General features: G+C 71.8%; 18 protein-coding genes. 11 read left to right on the forward strand and 7 right to left on the reverse strand.

Going from position 1 to position 23,540, the window contains the following annotated elements:
- Positions 1–66: 66 nt before the first annotated feature.
- Positions 67–1,473 (forward strand): MFS transporter, encoded by a 1,407-nt coding sequence (locus KK483_RS01045; RefSeq protein ID WP_262002934.1) that lies wholly within the window; start codon positions 67–69, stop codon positions 1,471–1,473.
- 113 nt (positions 1,474–1,586) lie between these two features.
- On the opposite strand, the gene KK483_RS01050 is transcribed toward KK483_RS01045, so the two are convergent.
- Positions 1,587–2,369 carry an SDR family oxidoreductase gene (locus tag KK483_RS01050; RefSeq protein WP_262002935.1) on the reverse strand — a complete coding sequence of 261 codons (783 nt, stop codon included), beginning with the start codon at positions 2,367–2,369 and terminating at the stop codon, positions 1,587–1,589.
- Positions 2,370–2,480: 111 nt separating this feature from the next.
- On the opposite strand from KK483_RS01050, the gene KK483_RS01055 reads away from it, so the two are divergent.
- Positions 2,481–3,524, forward strand: a complete 1,044-nt coding sequence (locus KK483_RS01055) for a LacI family DNA-binding transcriptional regulator (RefSeq protein ID WP_262002936.1) — start codon at positions 2,481–2,483, stop codon at positions 3,522–3,524.
- Between the two features lie 140 nt (positions 3,525–3,664).
- Here the strand turns inward: KK483_RS01055 and cutA are convergent, their stop codons facing one another.
- From cutA to KK483_RS01080, 5 genes are all read right to left on the reverse strand, one after another.
- Positions 3,665–3,991, reverse strand: coding sequence for a divalent-cation tolerance protein CutA (cutA, locus tag KK483_RS01060; RefSeq protein ID WP_262002937.1), 327 nt, complete (start codon positions 3,989–3,991; stop codon positions 3,665–3,667).
- A gap of 119 nt (positions 3,992–4,110) precedes the next feature.
- On the reverse strand, positions 4,111–6,321 hold the full coding sequence (locus KK483_RS01065; protein WP_262002938.1) for a glycosyl hydrolase family 65 protein: 2,211 nt from the start codon (positions 6,319–6,321) through the stop codon (positions 4,111–4,113).
- Entirely contained in the window at positions 6,322–7,182 is an 861-nt protein-coding gene (locus tag KK483_RS01070) for a carbohydrate ABC transporter permease (protein WP_262002939.1), read from the reverse strand. It lies immediately after the preceding gene.
- Positions 7,179–8,132 carry a carbohydrate ABC transporter permease gene (locus tag KK483_RS01075; protein WP_262002940.1) on the reverse strand — a complete coding sequence of 318 codons (954 nt, stop codon included), beginning with the start codon at positions 8,130–8,132 and terminating at the stop codon, positions 7,179–7,181. The genes KK483_RS01070 and KK483_RS01075 overlap by 4 nt, the downstream gene beginning before the upstream one ends.
- A gap of 20 nt (positions 8,133–8,152) precedes the next feature.
- Complete coding sequence (locus KK483_RS01080; RefSeq protein WP_262002941.1) at positions 8,153–9,568, reverse strand: ABC transporter substrate-binding protein; 1,416 nt, start codon at positions 9,566–9,568, stop codon at positions 8,153–8,155.
- A 404-nt stretch (positions 9,569–9,972) separates the two neighbouring features.
- Here KK483_RS01080 and KK483_RS01085 point away from each other — a divergent pair, with 404 nt between their 5' ends.
- The 6 genes from KK483_RS01085 (at position 9,973) to KK483_RS01110 (ending at position 17,083) form a co-directional block, all read left to right on the forward strand.
- Positions 9,973–11,097, forward strand: a complete 1,125-nt coding sequence (locus tag KK483_RS01085; protein ID WP_262002943.1) for a ricin-type beta-trefoil lectin domain protein — start codon at positions 9,973–9,975, stop codon at positions 11,095–11,097.
- A 383-nt stretch (positions 11,098–11,480) separates the two neighbouring features.
- Positions 11,481–13,388, forward strand: a complete 1,908-nt coding sequence (gene dnaK, locus KK483_RS01090) for a molecular chaperone DnaK (protein ID WP_262002944.1) — start codon at positions 11,481–11,483, stop codon at positions 13,386–13,388.
- Positions 13,385–14,002: a nucleotide exchange factor GrpE gene (grpE, locus tag KK483_RS01095; protein ID WP_262002946.1), complete on the forward strand. Its 618-nt coding sequence runs from the start codon at positions 13,385–13,387 to the stop codon at positions 14,000–14,002. Before dnaK ends, grpE begins: the two co-directional genes overlap by 4 nt.
- 170 nt (positions 14,003–14,172) lie before the next feature.
- On the forward strand, positions 14,173–14,520 hold the full coding sequence (locus KK483_RS01100) for a DUF190 domain-containing protein (protein ID WP_262002947.1): 348 nt from the start codon (positions 14,173–14,175) through the stop codon (positions 14,518–14,520).
- Positions 14,517–14,912 (forward strand): fluoride efflux transporter CrcB, encoded by a 396-nt coding sequence (crcB, locus tag KK483_RS01105; RefSeq protein ID WP_262002948.1) that lies wholly within the window; start codon positions 14,517–14,519, stop codon positions 14,910–14,912. Before KK483_RS01100 ends, crcB begins: the two co-directional genes overlap by 4 nt.
- A 374-nt stretch (positions 14,913–15,286) precedes the next feature.
- Positions 15,287–17,083, forward strand: coding sequence for a glycoside hydrolase family 18 chitinase (locus KK483_RS01110; RefSeq protein ID WP_262002949.1), 1,797 nt, complete (start codon positions 15,287–15,289; stop codon positions 17,081–17,083).
- An 84-nt stretch (positions 17,084–17,167) separates the two neighbouring features.
- On the opposite strand, the gene KK483_RS01115 is transcribed toward KK483_RS01110, so the two are convergent.
- Positions 17,168–18,730 carry an amidohydrolase gene (locus tag KK483_RS01115; protein ID WP_262002950.1) on the reverse strand — a complete coding sequence of 521 codons (1,563 nt, stop codon included), beginning with the start codon at positions 18,728–18,730 and terminating at the stop codon, positions 17,168–17,170.
- A gap of 79 nt (positions 18,731–18,809) precedes the next feature.
- Here KK483_RS01115 and KK483_RS01120 point away from each other — a divergent pair, with 79 nt between their 5' ends.
- The 3 genes from KK483_RS01120 to KK483_RS01130 all read left to right on the forward strand — a co-directional run bounded on the left by KK483_RS01120 (position 18,810) and on the right by KK483_RS01130 (position 23,495).
- A complete protein-coding gene (locus tag KK483_RS01120; RefSeq protein WP_262002952.1) occupies positions 18,810–19,388 on the forward strand; it encodes a hypothetical protein in 579 nt (192 codons plus the stop codon).
- A 304-nt stretch (positions 19,389–19,692) separates the two neighbouring features.
- The gene (locus KK483_RS01125; protein WP_262002953.1) at positions 19,693–21,459 is read left to right on the forward strand and encodes an ABC transporter ATP-binding protein; all 1,767 of its coding nucleotides are present in this window, start codon (positions 19,693–19,695) and stop codon (positions 21,457–21,459) included.
- Positions 21,456–23,495: an ABC transporter ATP-binding protein gene (locus tag KK483_RS01130; protein ID WP_262002954.1), complete on the forward strand. Its 2,040-nt coding sequence runs from the start codon at positions 21,456–21,458 to the stop codon at positions 23,493–23,495. Before KK483_RS01125 ends, KK483_RS01130 begins: the two co-directional genes overlap by 4 nt.
- Positions 23,496–23,540: the final 45 nt, after the last annotated feature.

Here is a 23,540-nt window from a genome sequence, read left to right on the forward strand (position 1 = left end):
CATTGACCGCTTAGATATCCACTCCTACTGTCTCCGCAACTTCTCTGTTCGCGGAAGGAAGTACTCATGACGACTGTGGCCGGCCGGCCCGCCGGGAGATCCGTAGCGGCACGGCTCGAACGACTGCCGCACTCCCGGTGGCACGTCAAGGTCCGTTTCCTGATCGGCGCCGTCACCTTCTTCGAGGCGTTCGACCAGTTGCTGGCCGCCTCCGCACTCCCCGTGCTGATGAAGGAATGGCAGCTGACGACCGGGCAGGCCACCTTCGCCGTGACCGCCGGCTCGGTCGGCATGCTCCTGGGCGCCCTGGCCGCCGGATGGATGGGAGACCTGATCGGCCGGGTGCGGACCGTCGCGATCGGGGTCGCCGTCACGGCGCTCGCCAGCCTCGCCGTCGCCCTCTCCACCGGCATCGAACTCTTCGCGCTCTTCCGCTTCGTCCAGGGCCTGGGCATCGGCGGCGTCGTCCCGGTGGCCGCCACCTACATCAACGAGATCGCCCGCTCCGACCGCCGGGGCCGCTTCGTCCTCCTCTACGAGATGGTCTTCCCGGCCGGGCTCGCCGCGGCGACCCTGGTCGCCGTGTGGGTGGTCCCCAACCTGGGCTGGCGGGCCATGTTCGTGATCGGCGCGCTGCCGGTCCTCATCGCGGCGATGCTGCCCCGGCACGTCGCCGAGTCCCCGCGCTGGCTGCTGGCGCGCGGACGGACGGAGGAGGCCGAGCGGGTCATCGCGCGGATCGAGGCGGAGGTGGCGTCATCCACGCCGGATCCGCTTCCCGAACCCGCCGCAGAGGCACCCGCCACGGAGACACCCGCCGCGGGGGCGGACGACGAGACCTCGCAGGGGACCGGACAGGGCCGTCTGCGCGAGCTGTTCTCCGGGCGGTATCTGCGCCGCACGGCGGTCGTGTCGGGTCTGTGGTTCGTCGCGTACTACGTCAACCACGGCATCTCCACCTGGCTGCCGTCGCTCTACACCAGGAACTTCGGCCTGGACCTCACCACGGCACTCGTCTACACCCTGCTCAGCAATGTCACCGGGCTGCTCGGCACCCTGCTCGTCGCCCTGCTGATCGACCGGATCGGCCGGCGGCCGGCGCTGGTGGCCGCGCTCGGCGGCACCACCCTCGCGCTCGCGACGCTCGCCCTGACCGGAGCGGTGTCCGGGGGCCGGGTCGCCCTCTTCGCCTCCTGCACGACGTTCTTCGTGTACGCGGTCAACGCCGGGCTCTACCTCTACTCGCCCGAGCTCTACCCGACGCGCAACCGCGCCAAGGGTGCGGCCTTCGGCGGGCTGTGGAACCGGCTGGGCGTCATCCTCGGCCCCATCACCGTCGGCGCGATCCTCGGCGCGGGCGGCGGTCTGACGCTCGTCTTCGCCCAGCTGGCGTGCGTGGCGGCGGTGGGCGCGGCGATCGCGTGCTTCGCGGTCGAGACCAAGGGGAAGACGCTGGAGGAGCTCAACTCCTGAACCCTGGTCCGGTCCGGTCCGGCCCGGTCCGGCGCGGCCGGATCGGACGCGGCCCGGTCCGGCCCCGTCCGGTCCCATCCGGCGCGGCCCGGTCGCCGGGGCCGCCGGCCGGCTCAGCCGAGTATCCGGGAGGCGGCGGCGGCACGCACCCGCGTGCCGCCGTCGACGACCAGGTCCGTGCCGGTCACCCACTCCGCGGCGTCGGAGACCAGCCACAGCACGGCCCGCGCCACGTCCTCCGGCTCGCCGATCCGTGCCAGCGGCAGTGCGCGGGCGATGCGCTCCTCGCCCGACTCCCAGACGAAGCGGGCCATTTCGGTGCGTACCAGCCCCGGGGAGACGGCGTTCACCCGTACCGCGGGCGCCAGTTCACCCGCGAGCTGACGGGTCAGGTGCACGAGGGCCGCCTTGCTCGTGCCGTACGCGCCGACGTTCGGGCCGACACCGTGGGTGCCCTCGGTGCAGACGTTCACCACCGCGCCGCCGTGCTCGCCCATCCACGCCCGCCAGGCGAGCTGGGTCAGCCGCAGCGGCGCCTCCACGTTCACGGCGAAGGCGTCGCGCCAGACGTCGGGGTCCGCGTCCATCAGCCGGCCGAACGGAGCGTTGGTCGCCGCGTTGTTGACGAGGATGTCGAGCCGGCCGAACTCCCCCATCACCCGCTCCGTGCACGCCGCCAGGTGTGCCGGGTCGGCCACCGAGCCGGCACAGCCTGCCGCCCGGATCCCGGCGGCGGTGAGCCGGTCCACGGCGGCCGCCACACCCGCCGGGTCACGGGCGGTGACACAGACCGCCGCCCCCGCCTCGCCGAGGGCGCGCGCGGTGGCGAGGCCGATACCCCGGGAGGCTCCCGTGACCAGGGCCGCTCTGCCGTCGAGTGCCGGGGATGACGTCATCCCCGTACGCTCTCATGACGGGCCGTCAAGAAGAACCGGCAGGGATCGACAGCGCTCGATTGAACGATAAAATCGGGCGCACTGTCGGCGGGACAATGGGGGACACGGGACGTGGCAGTCAACTCCGGGCGCGGGCGCCCTGCTACGGGAGTCACCGCGACGATCTCGGACGTCGCCGAGGCGGCAGGCGTGTCGCGCCAGACCGTGTCCAATGTGCTCAACGCGCCGCACCGGGTGCGCCCCACGACCCGCGAGCGGGTGGAGCACGTCATCGCGGAGCTCGGCTACCACCCCAACCGGGTGGCCCGCTCGCTGCGCGCCAGTTCCCCCGGGATGATCGGCTGCCGGATCCAGCCGGTGTCCACCGGTTCGGTGGCCGCGATCCAGGACCGCTTCCTGCACGCGCTCGCCGAGGCCGGGCAGGCGGGCGACCACCACGTGCTGCTGTTCACCGCGCACGACACCGACGGGGAGAGCAACCACTGCACGGCCCTGTGGCGGGCCGGCGCGGTGAGCGGTGTGGTGCTCTACGACATCGCCCCGGACGACCCGCGGCCCGGACGGCTGACCGCCGCCGGGGTGCCGTTCGCCGCCTTCGGCCGTACGGCCACGGGGACCGACCGCTACAGCTGGGTCGACGTCGACAACGCCGCCGGCACGTCGGCCGCCGTCGACCACCTCGTGGCCGCCGGGCACCGGCGGATCGGATTCCTGGGCTGGCCGGAAGGCACGAGCGTCGGCGACGCCAGGGCGCGCGGCTGGCTCACCGCGATGGACCGGCACGGACTGCTCGCCGGAAGCCACCGCCTCGACGTCCGCGGCCGGGACACGATGGCGAACGGCACCCGCCTCATGGCGGAGCTTCTGGACCGCCCCGAGCCGCCGACCGCCGTCGTCGCGGCGACCGACACCCTCGGGGTGGGCGCGCTCCAGACCCTCCGGGACCGCGGCCTCTCCCCCGGTGCGGACGTGGCCGTGGTGGGCTTCGACGACACGCCCGCCGCCTCGGCGATCGGCCTCACCAGCCTGCGCCAGCCCATCGAGGAGGTGGGCCGCCTGATCATGACGGAGCTGCTGCGGCCCCCCGCCGGGGGCGGCGACCAGCCGGCGCACCGCCTGCTGGAACCGGAGCTGGTGGTCCGCGCCAGCGCCTGAGCGCGGCCCCTCAACGCCACGGCTTCGGCTGGGTGTTGCCCAACCCGCACCTATGGCCCGACTCCAGGACCGTTGCCGCCCACATCACGCTCAACCCTGCATCTCCTGCGCGCGAACACCGCCGTACCGCCCATCGCTCGTCAGTCCCGTGTCGTCTCCTGGACAACCCAGGACAGGTACGCCTCCGACCCGCCGGTCACCGGCAGCGTGATCCACTGTGGGACGTCGTACGGGTGGTGCTCGTGCAGCCACGCCTCCAGCTCCGGGAGACGGTCTGTCGTCGTCATATACGAGATACGCCACTCCTGCGCCGTCTCGACCTCGCTCTTCCACCAGTAGAAGGCTGTGATCGGCGCATCGATGTGCGCGCCCGCTGCCAGCTTCCTCTCGACCGCACCCCGTGCCGGCGCCCTCGCCTGATCCTCGTCGTCGCTGGTCGTCTGCGCGATCACAATCCCGTTGGCCATGCAACTACCTCCCAGCTCGGTGTACCGCGACCCTACCCAGCCGTTCACCTCAACTGGTACGTCGGCGCCTGGCAGCTCCTCGTCGACGAGGAGCTGCCAGGCTGGATCGTCGACGTTGATCAGCTGTCGCCGCTGCCGGATACGGACCGCCGTGTGGCGACGGTGATCTCGCCGCCGGGCGGCACACGATGGCGGGCCCCGCCCGCCTCGACGGGCAGCGCGGTGCCGTCGTGCAGCCGCACCGTCGTGCGGGCGCGGCCGATGTCGACGTCGAAGGTCCGCCCGCGCCACCGCAGTCCGCGCAGGGTGATGCCCTCCAGTTCGTCCGGCAGGATCGGCGCCAGCGCGACGTGGTCCGCGCGCCAGCGCAGCCCCGAGTATCCGTACAGGAACTCCTGGAGGAAGCCGCCGTGGCCGGTGAGGAAGGTGAAGGCGCCCCCCGTGCGGGCCTCGGCGAACTGGGCGAAGGGCGGGCGGACGAACGGCTCGACGCTGCGCCGGGTGTGCTCGAAGGCCGCCTTCGCGTCGCCGAGCGCCGCGTACACGACGGAGTGGACCGAATCCGTCATGGACGGCCCGTCCTCGTGGGTGCGTGACCGGTAGTACTCCAGGTCCTCCCTGGTGACGTCCTGCGGCTGCTCGTGTTCCCACGGGTAGGTCAGCATGACGACGTCGGCCTGTTTGATCTGGCGGCCCGTGTATCCGGCGAACTCCGGGTGGATGCCGAGCCGTTCGTCGAAGAGGACGACGAGGCCGTCGGCGACCTCCGTCCACCGGGGGTCGGGCTGCTCCTCCAGTGCGGCGGCCGCCTCGGCGGCGAAGCGCAGGCAGGCGCGCGCGGCCACGTTGGTGTAGACGGAGTCGTCGTGCGGCTCGTCGGCGTACTCGTCCGGCGGGATGACACCGCGGATGTGGTACGAGCCGTCGGCGTCGGCGGACGCCCTGCTCACCCAGAAGTCCGCGACCCCGGCCAGGACCGGCCTGCCCTTGTCTCGCAGCCAGCGCTCGTCGCCCGTGGCCAGCCAGAACTGCCGGAAGGCCAGCGCCACATCGGAGCTGACGTGCAGCTCGTAGCGGCCGAAGGGGGCCCAGGAGGGAGTGTCCTCGCCGCCGTGCAGCGCGCTCTCCCAGGGGAAGCGCACGCCCCGGTGGCCACCGTCGGCGGCGTAGGCGCGGGCGGCACCGAGCCGGTCGACGCGGTAGTCGAGCACGCTGCCCGCGATGCCGGGGTGCTGCGCGAGAAGGCTGGGCCAGATCCAGGTCTCGGTGTCCCAGAAGACATGGCCGTTGTAGCCGTCGCTGGAGAGCCCGGCCGGGGACGGCGACCAGGGGGACCCCTCGCGGACACTGGTCAGGAGGTAGAACTTGGCCGCGCGCACCTGCCGTTGGAGCCGGGCGTCGCCGCGTACGACGATGTCGCCCTCCCATTCGCGCAGCCATACGCGGGCGTTGTCCCGCGCGAGCCGGGCGTATCCGGCCCGTGCGGCGTCCTCCGCCGCGCGACGGGCCAGGGCGGGCGGGTCGTCCGTGTCGTGACCGGTGGCGACGCCCACGTACTTGGTGAAGGTGTACGTGACACCCGCGACGGCCGCGACGGCGAGGCGCTGGGCGGCGTCACCGGGTGCGGGGGAGGGAGCACCGCCCGGGCCGCGCAGCACGGAGACGACCGCGGCGGGGATGCCGCTGCCCTCGGCCACGGCCGTGAACCGGAGCCGCCCCTCCTCCGCGTCGGCGCGTACGTCCCGCAGTCTGCTCGCGGCCCGGCCGTCCAGGCTGTCGGTCACCTCCAGCCGTCCGCTCCAGTGCGGGGTCACGCTCACGGTGACGGCCGCGACGTGGGGGCGGGAGCGGTCGGTCAGCAGCTCGTAGCGCACGTCGGTGACCCGGCCGGCCGGCGAGGTCCAGCGGGCGGTGGTGGTGATGACGCCGGTGCGCAGGTCGAGGCTCTGACGGTAGGCGTCGATGCCGCGGGGGGCCACCGGGAGCGGGCGGCCCACGGCGGCCCAGTCCCCGCCGACGAGCTCCGCCTGGCCGGGTCCCGAAGTGCCGCAGGGGAACGCCTCGTTGAACGTGCCGCTGCCGTCGCCGACGTCGAGCCCCGACCAGGCGGGCAGAGCCGCCTTGCGCGACCACTCCCCCGCGTGTCCGGTGTAGAGGCCGACGACATGGAACTGGGTGCGGACCGGGCCGTCGGCGAATCCGTTGCCGGCGGCCGGTACCCGCGCCGCCAGGTATCCGTTGCCGGTGAAGGCGGGGTGGTGGTCGGCGACGGGGTCGTCCGCGGTCAGCACCCACTCGTCCGCGGCCGTGACGCTGCTCGGATCCGTCACTTACTTCAGCCCTCCCGCGGTGAGTCCGTCGACGATCCTGCGCTGGAAGAACAGCACGGCCACGACCAGCGGCAGCGTCACCACGACTCCGGCCGCCATCTGGGTCCCGAACGGCTGGTCGTAGCGGTACTGGCCGGTGAAGAGCGACACGATGACGTTCGCCGTCATCATCTGCCGGTCGTTCACCACGCTGACAGCGATGAGGAATTCGTTCCAGGCGCAGATGAAGACCAGGATCGCCGTGGTGAAGACGGCGGGCGCGGCGAGCGGGAGCACGACCTTGCGGAATGCCTGCGCGGGTGTGCAGCCGTCGACCTGGGCGGCCTTCTCCAGCTCCGCCGGCATCTGCCGGAAGAACGCGGTGAGGTTCCACACCGCCAGCGGCAGCGCGAAGCTCATGCTCGGCACGATCATGGCCTGGTAGGTGTTGATCCAGCCCGCGTCCGTGAAGAGCCGCAGCAGCGGCACCACGAGCGTGATGGGCGGGAACATCGACGCCGCGATGACGAGCGTGAGGATCAGCGTCTTGCCGCGGAACTCCAGCCGCGCCAGGGCGTAGCCCGCGAAGATCGCGACGAGCAGGGTGAGCGCCGTGGTGGTCCCGGCGACCACGAGGCTGTTGAGCAGGGCGCGGCCGAATCCGTTCGCCGGGTCGAAGGCCGCGGCGTAGTTGTCGAAGGACACCGGTGCCGGCAGCGGTGCGTTGGAGAACTGGTCGGCCGGTCTGCGCAGGCTGGAGACCACCATCCAGTAGAACGGCACGAGGCAGTAGGCGACGATGACGGCGATGCCCGCGCGGCGGGCCAGGGTGCCGGCGCGCGGCCGGCCGGCGGTACGTGGCCGGCTGACGGTCGTGCTCATTGCGGACTCCCGGTGCCGCGGCCGATCAGGTCGGCTCCGAACAGCTTGACGAAGGAGAAGGCGACCACCGCGATGTAGAGGAAGAGCACGGTGGCGTAGGCGGCAGCGGTGCCGAAGCGCAGGTTGCTCATCTCCTCGAACGCGATCATCGACAGCGTCTCGACCGAGTGCTTGCGCGGGCCGACGAGCACATACGGCAGGTCGAACATGCGCAGCACGTCGAGCAGCCGGAACAGCACGGCGACGACCAGGGCGGGTCGGACCAGCGGCAGGGTGATGCGCCAGAAGGCGCGCCAGGGCGAGGCGCCGTCGACCCTGGCCGCCTCGTACAGCTCGCCCGGGATGATCTGGAGCCCGGCGAGGACGAGCAGGGCGACGAACGGGGCGGTCTTCCAGGTGTCGGCGATCACGACGGAGAACCATGCCTGGAAGCCCTCGCTGCTCCAGAGCACCTTGGCGCCCAGCAGTTCGTTGGCGATGCCCTGGCTGTTGAAGATCCACTTCCAGAGGAGTCCGGAGACGGCCGTGGGGATCGCCCAGGGCACGAGGAACGCGGCGCGGACCAGCCCGCGTCCACGGAAGGCCCGGTGCATCACCAGCGCCATCGCCACCCCGATCAGCACCTCGGCGGCGACCGAGACGAGGGCGAAGGAGGTGGTGTTCCACCAGGGCCGCAGAAAGCGTTCCCCGGTGAACACGGCGGCGTAGTTGTCCAGACCGTACGAGGACGTGGTCACCCGGAATCCGGTCTCCGGGTCGATGGACTCGCTGGAGACCATGAACGACAGCCGGAACGCCGCCACCACCGGGTAGGCGACGACCAGGCCGAGGACGAGCAGGGTGGGTGAGAGCAGGGCGGCGGCGAGCCGGCCGGTCCCGGCCCGCCGCGCCGTGCGCGGGGGCCGGGGAACGGCGGTGCGGCGGGGCGTCGCCCGGGACACGACGGACACCGGTGAACCTCTTCCGCCGCTCACTTCTCGTCGATCGCGGCGGAAAGGTTCCGCTGCATGTCGGCGAGCGCGGCGTCGACGGACGTCGATCCGCTCAGCGCGGCGGCCGCGCTCTCCTGGATGGCCGCGGTCGCGTCGCCGTACCGTACGACGGCGGGCCGCGGGGTCGCGCCGATCAGCGACTCCTTGAGCGTGGCCAGGTACGGGAACTGCTTGCGCAGCGCGGGGTCGTCGTAGAGGGCCGTGTAGGGCGGCGCGGCCGAGGTGGCCTCCAGGTTGGCGCGGGCGTTGGCCTCGTTGGAGAAGAACTTGATGAAGTCGAGCGCGGTGGCCTTGTTCTTGGCGAACTTGCTGATCGCCAGGTCGAGTCCGCCGAGGGAGGACTTGCCGGGGCCTGCCAGACCGGGCAGCGGCGCCACGGCGAACTTGCCGGCGACCTTGCTGGAGCCGTCGGTGGTGTTGGCCAGGGTCCACTGGTAGGGCCACTGGCGGTGGAAGAGCAGCTTGCCCGACTGGAAGGCGCGGCGGCCGTCCTCCTCCTGATAGGTGGAGGACTCCTTGGGGAAGGTGCCGTCCTTGAAGCCCTGGGCGAGGAACTCCAGTCCCTTTCTGGCCTCTTCCGTGTCGACCGTGGCCTTGCCGTCGGCGCCGACGACGGTGCCGCCCGCGGAGGCCACGGCCTCGGAGAAGTTGACGGTCAGGCCCTCGTACTTGTCGAACTGGCCCGCGTAGCAGCCGACCCCCTTGCCTTCGGGGAGCTTGGCGACGGCGGCGCAGGCCGCCTTCATCTCGGCCCAGGTGGCGGGCGGCCGGGCGCCGGCCTTGTCCAGCAGGTCCTTGCGGTAGAAGAGCAGCCCGGCGTTGGTGTTGAACGGGATTCCGTACTGCTTGCCGAAGTACTCGCCGGTCCTGACCACGGCGGGCAGCATCCGGTCGAGCGGGAACTCCTCGGCGGGGAGCGCGTCGACCCACTGGTTGGCGGCGAACTCGGCGACCCAGATGGGGTCGAGGTTGAGCACGGTGTAGGCGTCCGACTCGGTCTGCGCGTTCTGGATGAACTGCTGGCGCTGCTGGTCGGCGCTCTCGGGCAGTTCGACCATGGTGACCTTCTCGTCCGGGTGGTCCTTGTTCCACCGTTCGAGCTGGCCCTGGAGGGTACGGGTGGTGTCCTTGCCGGTGGCCAGGGTGATCGGGCCACGGCCGGTGAACTCTCCGGGGCCGCCGGCGGCCGGCTCGGAGGAGTCGGCACCACCGCACCCGGCGAGTGCCGTGGCGAGTAGTGCGGCCGAGGCCGCCACCGCCCAGGTCCGTGCCGCCGGCCGGGTCCGCACCGCCGGCCGCGTGCGCGGTGCGACCGGGAGGCCGGACTCCCGGCCGGCCCCCTCGTGGCCGAACTCCCTGTGGCACCCTCTGCGGCTCATCTGCGACGAACTCACCGTGCTCCTCCTACCGTTCAAGCCCAGCCCTGCCTGCCCTGACCTGCCTGTCCTGACCTGTCGCTCGGGGTCACGGCGTGCGTCCCGCGCCATGACCCCGCCGGCAGGGATTTGATCGTTCAAGATGGAACCTGCGATGCGCCACGTCAACCCTCGGGGCCTGCTGACGCCAAAACGAGACCGTCTCTACTGCCAACTGCGACTTCTTCCTGATGGGTTGACAGGACCGCACTGCTCCTGCCCACTGCCGATACATATTTGATCGTTCATATCGAGCAGTTCGCTTGCCGGGCGCGACGAAGAGTCCATCTGCCCGGGTGGAAAGTCCATCCCGTCCCGGTGCCCCAGACCCCACCCTTCCGCTGAGGACATGTCATGCACATCCCATCGAGGAGGAGGCACACATGCTCCGTGCCAGAACGCTCTGCGTGAGCGCCGTCCTTGCCGTCGCCGCCTGCCTGGGACTCGCCGCCCCCGCCTCGGCGAGCGGAGCGACCCCCGGCAGCTACACCAACTACGCCTTCCCGGCAGGGACCAGCACCCTGACCGACGTCACGTTCGCCACCACGGTCGAGGCCGACCCCGGCCGGGGCAATGTCTTCTGGGCACACCAGTTCGGCTTCAGCAGCGGTGTCGGCGGCTACATCGGCCAGCAGCGCTGGCGTACCGGCAGCGGTATGTTCCTGTTCTCGCTGTGGGACGCGACCGCGGCGAAGCCGGGCTCGGCAGGCACCTACTGCCAGACCTTCGACGAGACCGGCACCGGCTACACCTGCCGCTACAACCAGGCGTTCGCAGCCGGCCACCGCTACACGTTCCGCATCTCCCCCGGCACCCCGGACGGCTGGTACCAGGCCACCATCACCGACACCACGGCCGGCACGTCCTTCGTCCTCGGCAGCCTCCAGGTCGGCGCCGGCGCGCGGATCGACACCGGCGGAATGGTCGACTGGGTCGAGTACTTCGACTGGAACAACAACGCGGCGACCTGCCAGGACGAGCCGTACTCCAGGGTCCGCTACGAGCTGCCCACCGGAACGGGCACCGGCGGCGGCACCGTCACGGCGAGCGTCAGCGGCACGTCGACGAGCAGCACCTGCACCGCGTACGCCAAGGTCACCCAGGTCTCCGGCGGCAGCGTCCAGGAGGACGGCATCGGCAACTCCTCGTCGGGCTCGATCACCAACCCGGGCGGCAAGTGCGTCGACATCACCGGCGGCGGCAGTGCGGACGGCACGCCGCTGGAACTGTGGACGTGCGGCGACGTCAACCACCAGAACTGGGTGCTCGCGGGCGACGGCACCGTGCGCGCGCTCTTCAAGTGCGTGGCGGTGAGCGGCGGCGACGTCCAGCTCAGGAGCTGCGACGGCTCGGCGGCGCAGCAGTGGCAGCGCAGCAGCGGCACGCTGGTCAATCCGCAGACGGGCAGGTGCCTGGACGCGGCGGACGGTGGTACCGCAGACGGCACGAGACTGATCGTGTGGGACTGCCACGGCGGGGCCAACCAGCGCTGGACCACGCCGGCCTGACCCCTGCCCTTGACGTCGGCGGCGGCGCAGGTGCGGCGTCGGCGTGCACGTGTCGGCGTCGGCGTCGGCGTCGGCGTCGGCGTCGGCGTCAGGAGCCGTGGACCGGCTCGGCCACCTCGTCCGGTGGCTGAGCCGGTGGTCGATCGGGCGGCTCCAACGGGTTCGCCCCGCCACGTCCGCACTTGAGACGGTGACACCCGCAGCACGCGACGACGAACCGCATGGCCGCGCCGGCCCGACGCGGGGCGTAACCGCTCGTGCGTGCTCGCGCACAGCCCGTGCCCGACAGGGCGAAACCGGGCATCCCGGCTGCCGCAGACGTACGTTTTAAGGAGATGGTCGAGGAGGTTCGCTCCACGTCAGCGCAGGCCGAGGAGGAGACCATGGCGCGTGCAGTGGGTATCGACCTCGGTACGACGAACTCCGTGGTCAGCGTGCTGGAAGCCGGTGAGCCCACCGTCATCACCAACACCGAGGGCGCCAGGACCACCCCGTCGGTGGTCGGCTTCGCCAAGAACGGTGACGTGCTGGTCGGTGAGATCGCCAAGCGGCAGGCCGTGACCAACGTCGACCGCACCGCGCGGTCGGTGAAGCGGCACATGGGCGAGGCGGACTGGCGCTTCCCGGAGAGCGGCGACATCGACGGCAAGCGCTACACGGCGCAGGAGATCTCCGCCCGGGTACTGCAGAAACTGAAGCGGGACGCCGAGGCGTATCTCGGCGAGGACGTGACCGACGCGGTCATCACCGTCCCGGCGTACTTCAACGACTCGCAGCGCACCGCGACCAAGGAGGCCGGGAGGATCGCGGGGCTGAACGTCCTGCGCATCGTCAACGAGCCGACGGCCGCCGCGCTCGCCTACGGCCTCGACAAGGAGAACGACCAGACGATCCTCGTCTTCGACCTCGGTGGCGGCACCTTCGACGTGTCCCTCCTGGAGATCGGTGACGGCGTCGTCGAGGTGAAGGCCACCAACGGCGACACCCATCTGGGCGGCGACGACTGGGACCAGCGCGTCGTCGACCACCTGGTGAAGCAGTTCAAGAACGCGCACGGTGTCGACCTGTCCAAGGACAAGATGGCCACGCAGCGGCTCCGCGAGGCCGCCGAGAAGGCCAAGATCGAGCTGTCCTCGTCCACCGAGACGACGATCAACCTGCCCTACATCACGGCGTCCGCCGAGGGCCCGCTGCACCTGGACGAGAAGCTCACGCGCGCCCAGTTCCAGCAGCTCACCGCCGATCTGCTGGAGCGCTGCAAGACGCCGTTCCACAACGCGATCGAGGATGCCGGGATCAAGCTCTCCGACATCCATCACGTGATCATGGTCGGCGGTTCGACGCGCATGCCCGCGGTGACCGAGCTGGTCAAGAGCATGACGGGCAAGGATCCGCACAAGGGTGTGAACCCGGACGAGGTCGTCGCCATCGGTGCCGCGCTCCAGGCCGGTGTCCTCAAGGGTGAGGTCAAGGACGTCCTGCTCCTCGACGTGACCCCGCTGTCCCTCGGTATCGAGACCAAGGGCGGCATCATGACCAAGCTCATCGAGCGCAACACCACGATCCCGACGAAGCGCTCCGAGATCTTCACGACGGCCGAGGACAACCAGCCGTCCGTGCAGATCCAGGTCTACCAGGGCGAGCGCGAGATCGCGGCGTACAACAAGAAGCTCGGCATGTTCGAGCTGACCGGCCTCCCGCCGGCCCCCCGTAGCGTGCCGCAGATCGAGGTCTCCTTCGACATCGACGCCAACGGCATCATGCACGTGACCGCGAAGGACCTCGGCACCGGCAAGGAGCAGAAGATGACCGTCACCGGCGGCTCCTCGCTGCCGAAGGACGACATCGACCGCATGATGCGCGAGGCGGAGGCGCATGCGGAGGAGGACCGCCGCAGGCGTGAGGCGGCCGAGACCCGCAACCAGGCCGAGCAGCTCGTCTACCAGACCGAGAAGTTCCTCAAGGACAACGAGGACAAGGTCCCGGGCGAGATCAGGACCGAGGTCGAGACAGCGGTGACCGAGCTCAAGGACAAGCTGAAGAACGAGTCCGCCGAGGGCGACAACACGGCGGAGATCCGCACCGCCACTGAGAAGGTCGCGGCCGTCTCCCAGAAGCTCGGCCAGGCCATGTACGCCGACGCGCAGGCCCACCAGGCCGCGGGCGGCGCCGGTGACGCCGGTGCCCGAGCGGGCGGCGGGGACGGCGGAGACGGGGCGGACAGGGACGAGGACGACGTCGTGGACGCGGAGATCGTCGACGACGAGCGGCGGGAGGGAGGCGCGGGATGAACCGCCTCACCGACGTCCGCGGCACGCGCGTCGACCCGCCGTTGATGCTCGGTCCGGCCGGGCGGACCGCGGCGGGTGCCGGTGCGGACACCGGTGGCGGTGGCGGTACGTCGGCGTCCGCGCAGCCGTCGCCCCAAGAGCAGGGGCACGGGCACGGGCACGGACATGAGCACGAACAAGGGCACGGGCTCCGGGCGGAACTGCGCGAGCGCACGGCCGATCTTCAGCGGCTGAAGGCCGAGTACGACAACTACCGCAAGCGGGTACGCCGTGACCGCCTCGCGATCCGCGAGATCGCCGTGGCCAATGTGCTCGGCCGCCTCCTGCCCGTGCTCGACGCACTCGCCGAGGCCAGGGAACAGGGCGAGGTGACGGGCGGCTTCGAGCACGTCGCCCGGGCGCTCGAAACGGAGCTGGCGGGTGTCGGCCTGCGCCCCTTCGGCACGGCGGGCGACGCCTTCGACCCGGCGGTCCACGAGGCCGTCTCGTACCGCAGCTCCGACCGCTTCGACCGCCTGATCTGCACGGCGGTGCTCCGCTCCGGCTACCGGGTCGGCGAGCAACTGCTGCGCCCCGCCCGTGTGACCGTCGCCGGCCCGCCGGGCGGTCCGTGACGGTGCCTGCATCGCCGTGTGCCGTGTGCCGTGTGCCGTGTGCCGAGAGCCCGCCTGTCTCGCGCAACACCACCGCGCAGGCGGCGCAGGTCCGGTGATGATGCGGAGTCGGCCCGGAGCGCGAAAATGGCGTCGTGGACGACATGCCACGTCCCTGAGCGGAGGACACGATGACCAGGCTGACGGGTACGGCGCTGCGAATGACGATCTTCGTCGGTGAGTGCGACCAGTGGCACCACAGACCGGCCTACGTGGAGATCGTGCACCGCGCGCACAAGGCTGGCCTGGCCGGCGCCTCGGTGTTCCGCGGCGTCGAGGGCTTCGGGACGTCCTCGCTCGTCCACACCTCCCGGCTGCTGTCCCTCAGCGAGGACATGCCGGTGGCGATCGTGATCGTGGACACCGAGGACCGCGTCCGCGCGTTCCTGCCGGAGTTGGACGAACTCGTGGGCCAGGGCATGGTGGTCCTCGAGGAGTGCGAGGTCATCCGCTACGCGGACGGGGAGTCGAGCGAGTGAAGTGGCTGCTTGTGATCATGGGCGCGGCGGTGGGCGCACCCCTGCGCTTCCTGACCGACCGGGCGGTGCAGATGAGGCACGACACCGTCTTCCCCTGGGGCACGTTGACCGTGAACGTCGTGGGCAGCCTCGTGCTGGGTCTGCTCGCCGGAGCACTCACCGCGGGAGCGGGAGCAGAGGCCGGAGCCGGGGCCTCCGACGATGTGCAGCTGCTGGTCGGGACGGGGCTGTGCGGCGCGCTCACGACGTACTCGACGTTCTCCTACGAGACCCTGCGGCTGGCCGAGAACGGGGCGCGTCTCTACGCGTTGGCCAATGTGATCGCCAGTGTGGTGGCGGCGCTCGGCGCGGTGTTCCTCGGGATGACGGTGGCGCGGTCGCTGTGGGCGTAGGCCGCAGGCCGTAGGGTCCGTCCCGATATTCATTAGGAAACTTTCCTAACACACACCGAAGGCCCGCGCCCGACGCACTCCCCCATCTCCGGTTCCCGGGCCTGGTGTTTATCGGCCAGGGTGACCCATGAGGGCTCAACCTGCGCTGCTTGCACAGCCGTTGCCGACCGGATCGCAGTCGCGAAGCGGCGCCCGGGGCCCCTTGACCGATGGTCCAGACCTATTTAGCCTCGCCGCACTGCGGTGAGCACGCCATGACAAAGCGTGCTCATGAGCGGCGCTGGACCCCCTCCACGTCCGGACCTACCTCTTTCGAGGAGCGCGCCTTGACCACTGCACCCCCTTGTCGCAGCACCCGTCTCAGACACCGAGCGATGGCCGGCCTCACCGCGCTGCTGCTCCCCCTCGCCGCTCTTGTCGGCCTGGCCACCCCCGCCGAGGCCGCCGGGCCCACCGCGACGTACAGCAAGGTGTCCGACTGGGGCACCGGCTTCGAGGGCAAGTGGACGGTCACCAACGGCGGGACGACCAGCATCTCCGCCTGGACCGTCGAATGGGACTTCCCCGCCGGCACGACGGTGACCTCCGGGTGGGACGCCGACGTCACCGGCTCAGGCAACCACTGGACCGCCAAGAACAAGAGCTGGAACGGCACGCTCGCTCCTGGTGCCAGTGTCAGCTTCGGCTTCAACGGGAGCGGCACCGGTGCCCCCACCGGCTGCAAGCTCAACGGGGCCTCCTGCGACGGCGGTCCGGTCGTCCCCGGTGACAACCCGCCGTCCGCTCCCGGCACCCCGACCGCGAGCGGCATCACCAACACCTCGCTGACCCTCAGCTGGACCGCGGCCACCGACGACAAGGGCATCAAGAACTACGACGTCTACCGCGGCTCCACCAGGATCGCGACGGTCACCGGCACCAGCTACGCCGACTCGGGCCTCACGGCCGGTACGACATACACGTACAGCGTCATCGCCCGTGACACCGCCGACCAGGTCGGCGCCTCCAGCGGCTCGCGGACCGTCACGACCACCGGTGGCGGAGGCGGCGGAGGCGGCAAGGTGAAGCTCGGCTACTTCACCAACTGGGGCACCTACGACCGTCAGTACTTCGTCAAGAACCTCGTCACCTCCGGCAGCGCCGCGAAGATCACCCACATCAACTACGCCTTCGGCAACGTCCAGAACGGCCAGTGCACCATCGGTGACGCCGAGGCCGACTACAACCGCGCCTACACCGCCGCCCAGAGCGTCGACGGCGTCGCGGACACCTGGGACGCCGGCGCCCTGCGCGGCAACTTCAACCAGCTGCGCAAGCTGAAGCAGCAGTTCCCGCACATCAAGATCCTGTGGTCCTTCGGCGGCTGGACCTGGTCCGGCGGCTTCCCCCAGGCCGTCCAGAACCCGACCGCCTTCGCCAACTCCTGCTACAACCTGGTCGAGGACCCGCGCTGGGCCGATGTCTTCGACGGCATCGACCTGGACTGGGAGTACCCGAACGCCTGCGGCCTGTCCTGCGACACCAGCGGCCCGGCCGCATTCAAGAACATGATGCAGGCCATGCGCACCAAGTTCGGTGCCAACAACCTGGTCACCGCCGCCATCACGGCCGACGCCAGCAGCGGCGGCAAGATCGACGCCACGGACTACGCGGGCGCCGCGCAGTACTCCGACTGGTACAACGTGATGACGTACGACTTCTTCGGCGCCTTCGACGCGGACGGCCCCACCGCCCCGCACTCCGCGCTCACCACCTACGCGGGCATCCCGCAGCAGGGCTTCACCTCCGACGAGGCGATCCAGAAGCTGCGTGCCCAGGGCGTGCCGGCCGCCAAGCTCAACCTCGGCATCGGCTTCTACGGCCGCGGCTGGACCGGCGTGACCCAGGCGACGCCCGGCGGCTCCGCCACCGGACCGGCCCCCGGCACCTACGAGCAGGGCATCGAGGACTACAAGGTCCTCAAGACCTCCTGCCCCACCACCGGCACCATCGCCGGCACCGCCTACGCCAAGTGCGGCAGCAACTGGTGGAGCTACGACACCCCGTCCACCATCGCCGGGAAGATGACATACGTGAAGAACCAGAGCCTGGGAGGCGCCTTCTTCTGGGAGTTCAGCGGCGACACCACCAACGGTGAGCTGGCGACCGCGATCAACAACGGACTGCAGTAGCCGGCAGTCCACGGCACCACCCCGGAATCCGGCCGGGGAGACGGGTCCGCCCGTCTCCCCGGGCGCCGTGTGCCGGCCCGGTGCTCAGAGGGTGTCGTCGCCCTCGAGGAACGTGCCCAGCACCTCGATCTCCCCGATCCTCGACGGGTCGACGCGGTGCGGGTCGTCCCCCAGTACGACGAGGTCCGCCCGCTTCCCGGGCGTGAGGCTGCCTGCATCCGCCTCCCAGTGGCAGGCGCGGGCCGCCTCCGTGGTGTAGGAGCGCAGCGCCTCCGCGACGGTGACGGCCTCGTCGCGGCCGATGACGCGGCCGGAGCGGGAGGCCCGCTCGACCATGAACTGGACGGCCCGCAGCGGTGCTCCGTCGGCGACCGGGCGGTCGGAGCTGGCGACGAGGCGGACGCCGTGGTCGAGGAAGCCTCGGCCGCGGTAGAGCCAGTCGGCCCTGGTCTCCCCCATCACGGTGGCGTAGTCGTCGCCGTAGTGGCGCAGGAAGCTCGGCTGGACGACGACGGTGGCCCCGAGGGCGGCCAGGCGGGGCAGTTGGTCGGGGCGGACCAGGCCCGCGTGCTCGATGCGGTGGCGTGCCTCCGGGCGCGGGCACCGCTTCTCCGCCTCCTCCAGGGCGTCCAGGGCGACGTCGAGGGCGCGGTCACCGATGGCGTGCACCGCGAGCTGCCAGCCGGCGAGGTGCCCCTCCACGATGGTGTGCTCCAACGCCTCGGGCGTGTCCAGAAGTTGTCCGGAGGCGTCGCTTCCCTCGTAGGGACGGCTGAGCGCCGCCGTACGCGCCATCATCCCGCCGTCGGCGAAGACCTTGAGGGCTCCGAGGGACAGCGCGCCGTCGCCGAATCCGGTGCGCAGGCCGAGTCCGAGGGCGCGGCTCGTGGTGTCCTCTGGGGCCGTGCGCACGGGGTGAAGCGCGTCGGCCGCCACCATGAGCCGGACCCGCAGCGGGAGCCGGCCGCTCTCGTGGGCGAGCTGGTAGGCCGCGGCCTCGATGGGGCTGCGGCCGAAGAGCCGGCCGCCGACCCCGGCTTCGGCGCAGGCGGTCACGCCCTCGGTGCGGCAGGTGCGAGCGGCCCGCTCGATCGCGGTGACGAGTTCGGAGAGCGAGCGCGGCGGGCGGGACTGGAGCGCGGCGCCCATGGCGCCCTCCACGAGGTAGCCGTCGGCACGGACCGCTTCCGCGGGGAGCCCGTCCAGGACGGCCGTGTTGACCAGGCAGGCATGGCCGGAGATATGACCCAGGAACACCCGGCGGCCGTCGCTGACGGCGTCGAGGTCGGCGGCGGTCAGCGGTCGGTCCAGGGTGCGCTGGTCGTATCCGCCGAGGTCCACCCAGGCGCCGGCAGGAGCCTCGGACACGGCGGCGGCGACGGCCGCGAGCACCTCGTCGGCGCGTCTGCTCGGGGCGACGCTTGGGGTCTCCGCCTTCAACCCGGCCCAGGTCAGGTGCACATGGCTGTCGATGAACCCCGGGAGCACGACGGCCCCGCCCAGGTCCCGGGTCCGCCGCGCCGGAAGGCCCGCGACGTCCTCGTCAAGACCGACGATGCGTCCCTGCCAGATGCCGAGTTCGCGGGCGTGGGGGCGGGCCGGATCCATCGTGATGACACGGGCGTTGGTGATCCTGGTACTGAGCACGGACAGAACCTCTCGCTCGCTGCGTTGAGACAACTCCACCCCCGTATGATTAGGTAAGGCTAACCTAAGGGGATCTGGGATGGATGAAGTCGCGGACTCAGCCGGCCGGTTGGAGGCATGGGCCGATGGTGTGCTGGCGCACATCGATGCGCAAGAGGAGCTCGACCGCACGCTCCTCGCCGCCCTGGGCCGGAGTCCGAGCCTGCGCGAGGAAACGTTGTCACGCATGGCCGAGGCCGTGAGGGCGGCGACTGTGGGGCTCGGTCCGGCCGGGTGCGCGACGGCCGCGGGCGTGTCCGAGCGCCTGCTGCTGAACTGGCAGGCGCAGGACCCCTCGTTCGCCGCGGCCATGGCGGCCGCCGGCACGCTGGCCCGCGCCCATGCGTCCTGTACCGGCGACAGGCCGCCCCCGCTGACCCCAACGGCGCTGCGCGTGCTGCTCAAGGCGGTGCGCACGGGCACTGCGCACACGCCCGCAGCAGCACTCGTCGGCCTGTCCGTGCGGACCCTGTACCGACTGCGCAGACAGCGGCCCGAGTTGGAGGCGCTCATCCTCGCGGCACGCCGGGCCCGACCGAGGAAGGCCGACCGGCGCGCGAGGGCGCCCTACGAACACCGCTACCGGCTCGTCCGTGTCGACGACGCCCCCAAGGGCTAGGGAGTGTCTTCACAGTGGCGTCGTCCGCCCGGAGGGCGGGCCCGGCGGCGTCTGGTGCGTGCGCTCGCAAGGCGGAGGAGGGAGTCCATGCGGTGGGGACACCTCCCGTGCCCGAAGGGCCACGGGGGTGGGGGCACCTCCCAGGCGCGAGCTCTGGGAGAGCGCGCCAGACGCCGCCGGGCGGACGGGACTTCGAAGACACGACCTAGGGCCAGGGGGTGGCCGACGAGGCCGAATTTAGTTAGCCTTACCTAAGTTGGCGTGCACGGTTCCTGGGCACTGCGAATCCGGTCCGGAGGGTTGCGTGAGGAAAGCGGACCTGCCGGGACGGAGCGTGCTGTGGCGTGCGGTCGGCGGACAGCGCCGCGATGTCGCGCTCGGCGCGGTCCTGGGCATGGGTCATCAGACGGGCGAGGCCCTGGTGCCGGTGCTCATCGGACTGGCCGTCGAGCGGGGCGTGGTGGAGCGCGACGCCACCGGCCTGCTGCTGTGGCTCGGCGTCCTCGCCGCCGTCTACGTCGGACTCTCCTTCAGCTTCCGCTACGGCGCCCGGGCCGGCGAACGCGCCTCCGTGACCGCCGCGCACCAGCTGCGTACGGAGCTGATCGGCCGCGTCCTCGCCCCCGAAGGCGGCGCGGAGGACGGGCGGCTGCCCGGCGAGCTGGCCACCGTCGCCACCGAGGACGCCAAGCGGGTCGGCGCCGTCACCATGGCGCTCATCGTCGGGATCGCGGCGGCCACCGGGCTGGCCGTGAGTGCGGTCGCGCTGCTGCGCGTATCGCTCCCGCTGGGGCTCCTCGTCCTGCTCGGCACCCCGCTGCTGCTGTGGCTCGGGCATCTGCTGAGCAAGCCGCTGGAGCGGCGCAGCGAGACCGAACAGGAGCGTGCGGCGCGGGCGTCGGGCATCGCGGCGGACCTCGTGGCCGGGCTGCGCGTCCTGAAGGGCATCGGTGCCGAGCGGGCGGCCGTCGCGCGCTACCGGCGCATCAGCCAGGACTCGCTCTCGGCCACCCTGCGCGCGGCTCGCGCCGAGGCATGGCAGAGCGGGGTCGTGACGATGCTGACCGGCGCGTTCCTGGCCCTGGTCGCGCTGGTCGGCGGGCGGCTCGCCGCGCGCGGCGACATCAGCCTCGGGGAACTGGTCTCGTCCGTCGCGCTGGCCCTCTTCCTCATCGGCCCGCTCTCCGAGTTCTCCTGGGTCAACGCGGAGCTGGCACAGGGCCGTGCGTCCGCCGCCCGTATCGCCGGGGTGCTCGGCGCCGGCCATGCGGTGTCCCCGGGGATCCCGCCCGACGGACCCGCCCCGGGCCGTGACGCCGGCCCGCTCCCCGGCTCCGGCTCCGGCTCCGGCTCCAGCCCCGGCCCCGTGCTGCGGCAAGTCGAGGGACGGCTGCGGCTGCGCGAGCTCTCGTACGGAACGCTGCACGCGGTGGACCTCGACATCGCCCCCGGCGAGACCGTCGGCGTCGTCGCCACCGACCCCGCCGACGCGTCGGCACTGCTGCGCTGCCTCGGCCGGCGCGCCGACCCGGACGGCGGCGCCGTGCAGCTGGACGGCACGGAACTGACCGCGCTCGACCTGGCGGAGGTGCGCGCCGCGATCCTTGTCGCCGAGCACGACGCCGACCTCTTCGAGGGCACGCTCCTGGAGAACGTCACCGCCGCGGCGCCCACCGCGAGCGTCACGGCCGCGATGACGGCGTCGGGCACCGACGAGGTCGTCAGCGCCCTCCCCGACGGCGCCGGCACGGCCGTCTCCGCGCGCGGCCGCTCGCTCTCCGGCGGACAGCGCCAGCGGGTCGCCCTCGCACGGGCGCTGGCCGCCGACGCCCCGGTCCTCGTCCTCCACGAACCCGCGACGGCGGTCGACGCCGTCACCGAACTCCGTATCGCCCTCGGCGTCCAGGACATCCGCAGGGGCCGCACCACCGTCCTCGTGACCAACAGCCCCGCCCTCCTGGCCGTGACCGACCGGGTCGTCCTCCTCGACGGCGGCAGGGTCGCCGCGACAGGCCACCACGAGCGGCTGGTCCGCGACAGCATCGCCTACCGTACGGCGGTCCTCACATGAGCGAATCCCGGTCCCCGGACACTCCCCACGGCACTCCCCCGCCCGCCTCCCCGGTCGGCGGGCCCGTGCTGCTGCCCGTCGCCACGCCCGCGCGGACCCGCGCCGCGGTCGCGGAGCTCGTGCGCCCGCAACGGCGCCTGGCCCTCGCCGCGTTCACCGTCATGGTCGGGTCCACCGCCGTCGGACTGCTCGTGCAGCCGCTGCTGGGGCGGATCGTCGACCTGGCAGCCGGTCGGGGGTCCGTGGACGCCATCACGGCCGCCGGCGCGCTGCTCGTGGCCGTCGCGGTGGCCCAGGGTGCCACGTCGGGTCTCGGCCTGTCGCTCGTCTCCCGCCTGGGCGAGACGTCCCTGGCCCGGCTGCGCGAACGGTTCGTCGAGCGGGCCCTCGGCCTGCCGCTGGAGCGCGTGGAGAAGGCCGGTGCCGGTGATCTGACGGCCCGGGTCACGGCCGATGTGTCGCTGATCGCCGAGGCCGTCCGCAACGCCCTGCCCGAACTGGCCCGTTCGCTCCTCACGATCGTCCTCACACTGGGCGCCCTCGCCCTGCTCGACTGGCGGTTCCTCCTGGCCGCCCTGCTCGCGGTGCCCGTGCAGGCGTACACCGCGCGCTGGTACGTGGCCCGCGCCGTGCCGCTCTACGCCGAGCAGCGCGTGGCCGCCGGCGCCCAGCAGCAGCAGCTGCTCGACACCATCGGCGGCAGCTCGACGGTGCGGGCGTTCCGGCTGGAGCGGGAGCACACCGAGCGGGTCACCGAGCGGTCCTGGTCGGTGGTGACGCTGACGATGCGCGGTGTCCGGCTGGTCCTGGGCTTCTACAGCCGGCTGCACATCGCCGAGTACATCGGACTCGCCGCCGTCCTCGTCACCGGCTACTGGCTGGTGCGCCAGGGCACGGCGTCCATCGGCACGGCGACCGCCGCCGCCCTCTACTTCCACAGCCTCTTCACCCCCGTCAACGCCGCCCTCGTCCTCCTCGACGACGCACAGTCGGCCGCCGCCGGCCTGGCGCGGCTCGTGGGCGTCACCGACGAGCCGCCGACGTCGGCGCCCACCCCGGCGCCCACGCCTGGGCCCACGCCTGCGCCCACACCCGCGCCCACTCCGGTGCCGAGGCCGGCCCGGGCGGCGGAGCGAGTGAGCCGACGGGGCGCGACGCTGTCGAAAGGGAGAACGCGCACAGACTCCGAGGAACGAGGAGTCGAGCACGATCGACCGTCGACAGTGGCTTCGGCGCTCCGGAGGCGAACGAGTGACCAAAAGGAACCGGCGGCACGTCCCGTCGGTTCGGGGAACGTCGAGGTCACCGTGTGCGGGCTCAGCCACGCCTATCGGCCCGGACACCCCGTGCTGCACGACATCGACCTGACGGTCCGCCAGGGCGAACGGGTGGCGCTCGTCGGCGCCAGCGGCGCGGGCAAGACCACCCTGGCCCGGCTCGTCGCGGGCATCCAGCCGCCCAACGCCGGCACCGTCCTGGTCGGCGGCGTCCCGCCGACCGAGCTCGGCGTGGCCGACCACCGCCGCACGATCGCCCTGGTCACCCAGGAGACCCATGTCTTCGCGGGGTCCCTCGCCGACGATCTCCGGCTGGCCAAGTCCGACGCCACCGAGGACGAACTGCGCGCGGCGCTCGACCGGGTCTCCGCCCTCGGCTGGGCCGACGCGCTGCCCGACGGACTCGCCACGGTCGTCGGCGACGGCGGCCACCGGCTCAGCGGCGCGCAGACGCAGGCACTGGCGCTCGCCCGGCTGATCCTCGCCGACCCGCCGCTCGTGATCCTCGACGAGGCGACCGCCGAAGCGGGCAGCGCGGGGGCGCGCGCCCTGGAGAAGGCGGTCGCCCGGGCCGTGGACGGCCGTACGGCGCTGATCGTCGCCCATCGCCTCAGTCAGGCGGCCACGGCCGACCGCATCGTCGTCATGGATTCCGGACGCATCGTCGAGACCGGCACCCACGACGAACTGCGGGCAGCCGCGGGACGCTACGCCGCCCTGTGGGAGGCATGGTCGGACACCCGCGACCCCGGCCCGTAGAAACAGTTCCCGCACCGGCCGGCGCCCGGCATCCGACACCCGGCA

Origin of the sequence: Streptomyces sp. FIT100, from assembly GCF_024584805.1 — a bacterium.
Lineage (GTDB): Bacteria > Actinomycetota > Actinomycetes > Streptomycetales > Streptomycetaceae > Streptomyces.

Coding starts and splice junctions, on each gene's coding strand:
- KK483_RS01130 (WP_262002954.1), top strand. CDS start 21,456: ATGAGCGAATCCCGGTCCCCGGACACTCCCCACGGCACTCCCCCGCCC.
- dnaK (WP_262002944.1), top strand. CDS start 11,481: ATGGCGCGTGCAGTGGGTATCGACCTCGGTACGACGAACTCCGTGGTC.
- KK483_RS01045 (WP_262002934.1), top strand. CDS start 67: ATGACGACTGTGGCCGGCCGGCCCGCCGGGAGATCCGTAGCGGCACGG.
- KK483_RS01050 (WP_262002935.1), bottom strand. CDS start 2,369: ATGACGTCATCCCCGGCACTCGACGGCAGAGCGGCCCTGGTCACGGGA.
- KK483_RS01120 (WP_262002952.1), top strand. CDS start 18,810: ATGGATGAAGTCGCGGACTCAGCCGGCCGGTTGGAGGCATGGGCCGAT.
- KK483_RS01100 (WP_262002947.1), top strand. CDS start 14,173: ATGACCAGGCTGACGGGTACGGCGCTGCGAATGACGATCTTCGTCGGT.
- grpE (WP_262002946.1), top strand. CDS start 13,385: ATGAACCGCCTCACCGACGTCCGCGGCACGCGCGTCGACCCGCCGTTG.
- KK483_RS01110 (WP_262002949.1), top strand. CDS start 15,287: ATGGCCGGCCTCACCGCGCTGCTGCTCCCCCTCGCCGCTCTTGTCGGC.
- cutA (WP_262002937.1), bottom strand. CDS start 3,991: ATGGCCAACGGGATTGTGATCGCGCAGACGACCAGCGACGACGAGGAT.
- KK483_RS01070 (WP_262002939.1), bottom strand. CDS start 7,182: ATGAGCACGACCGTCAGCCGGCCACGTACCGCCGGCCGGCCGCGCGCC.
- KK483_RS01085 (WP_262002943.1), top strand. CDS start 9,973: ATGCTCCGTGCCAGAACGCTCTGCGTGAGCGCCGTCCTTGCCGTCGCC.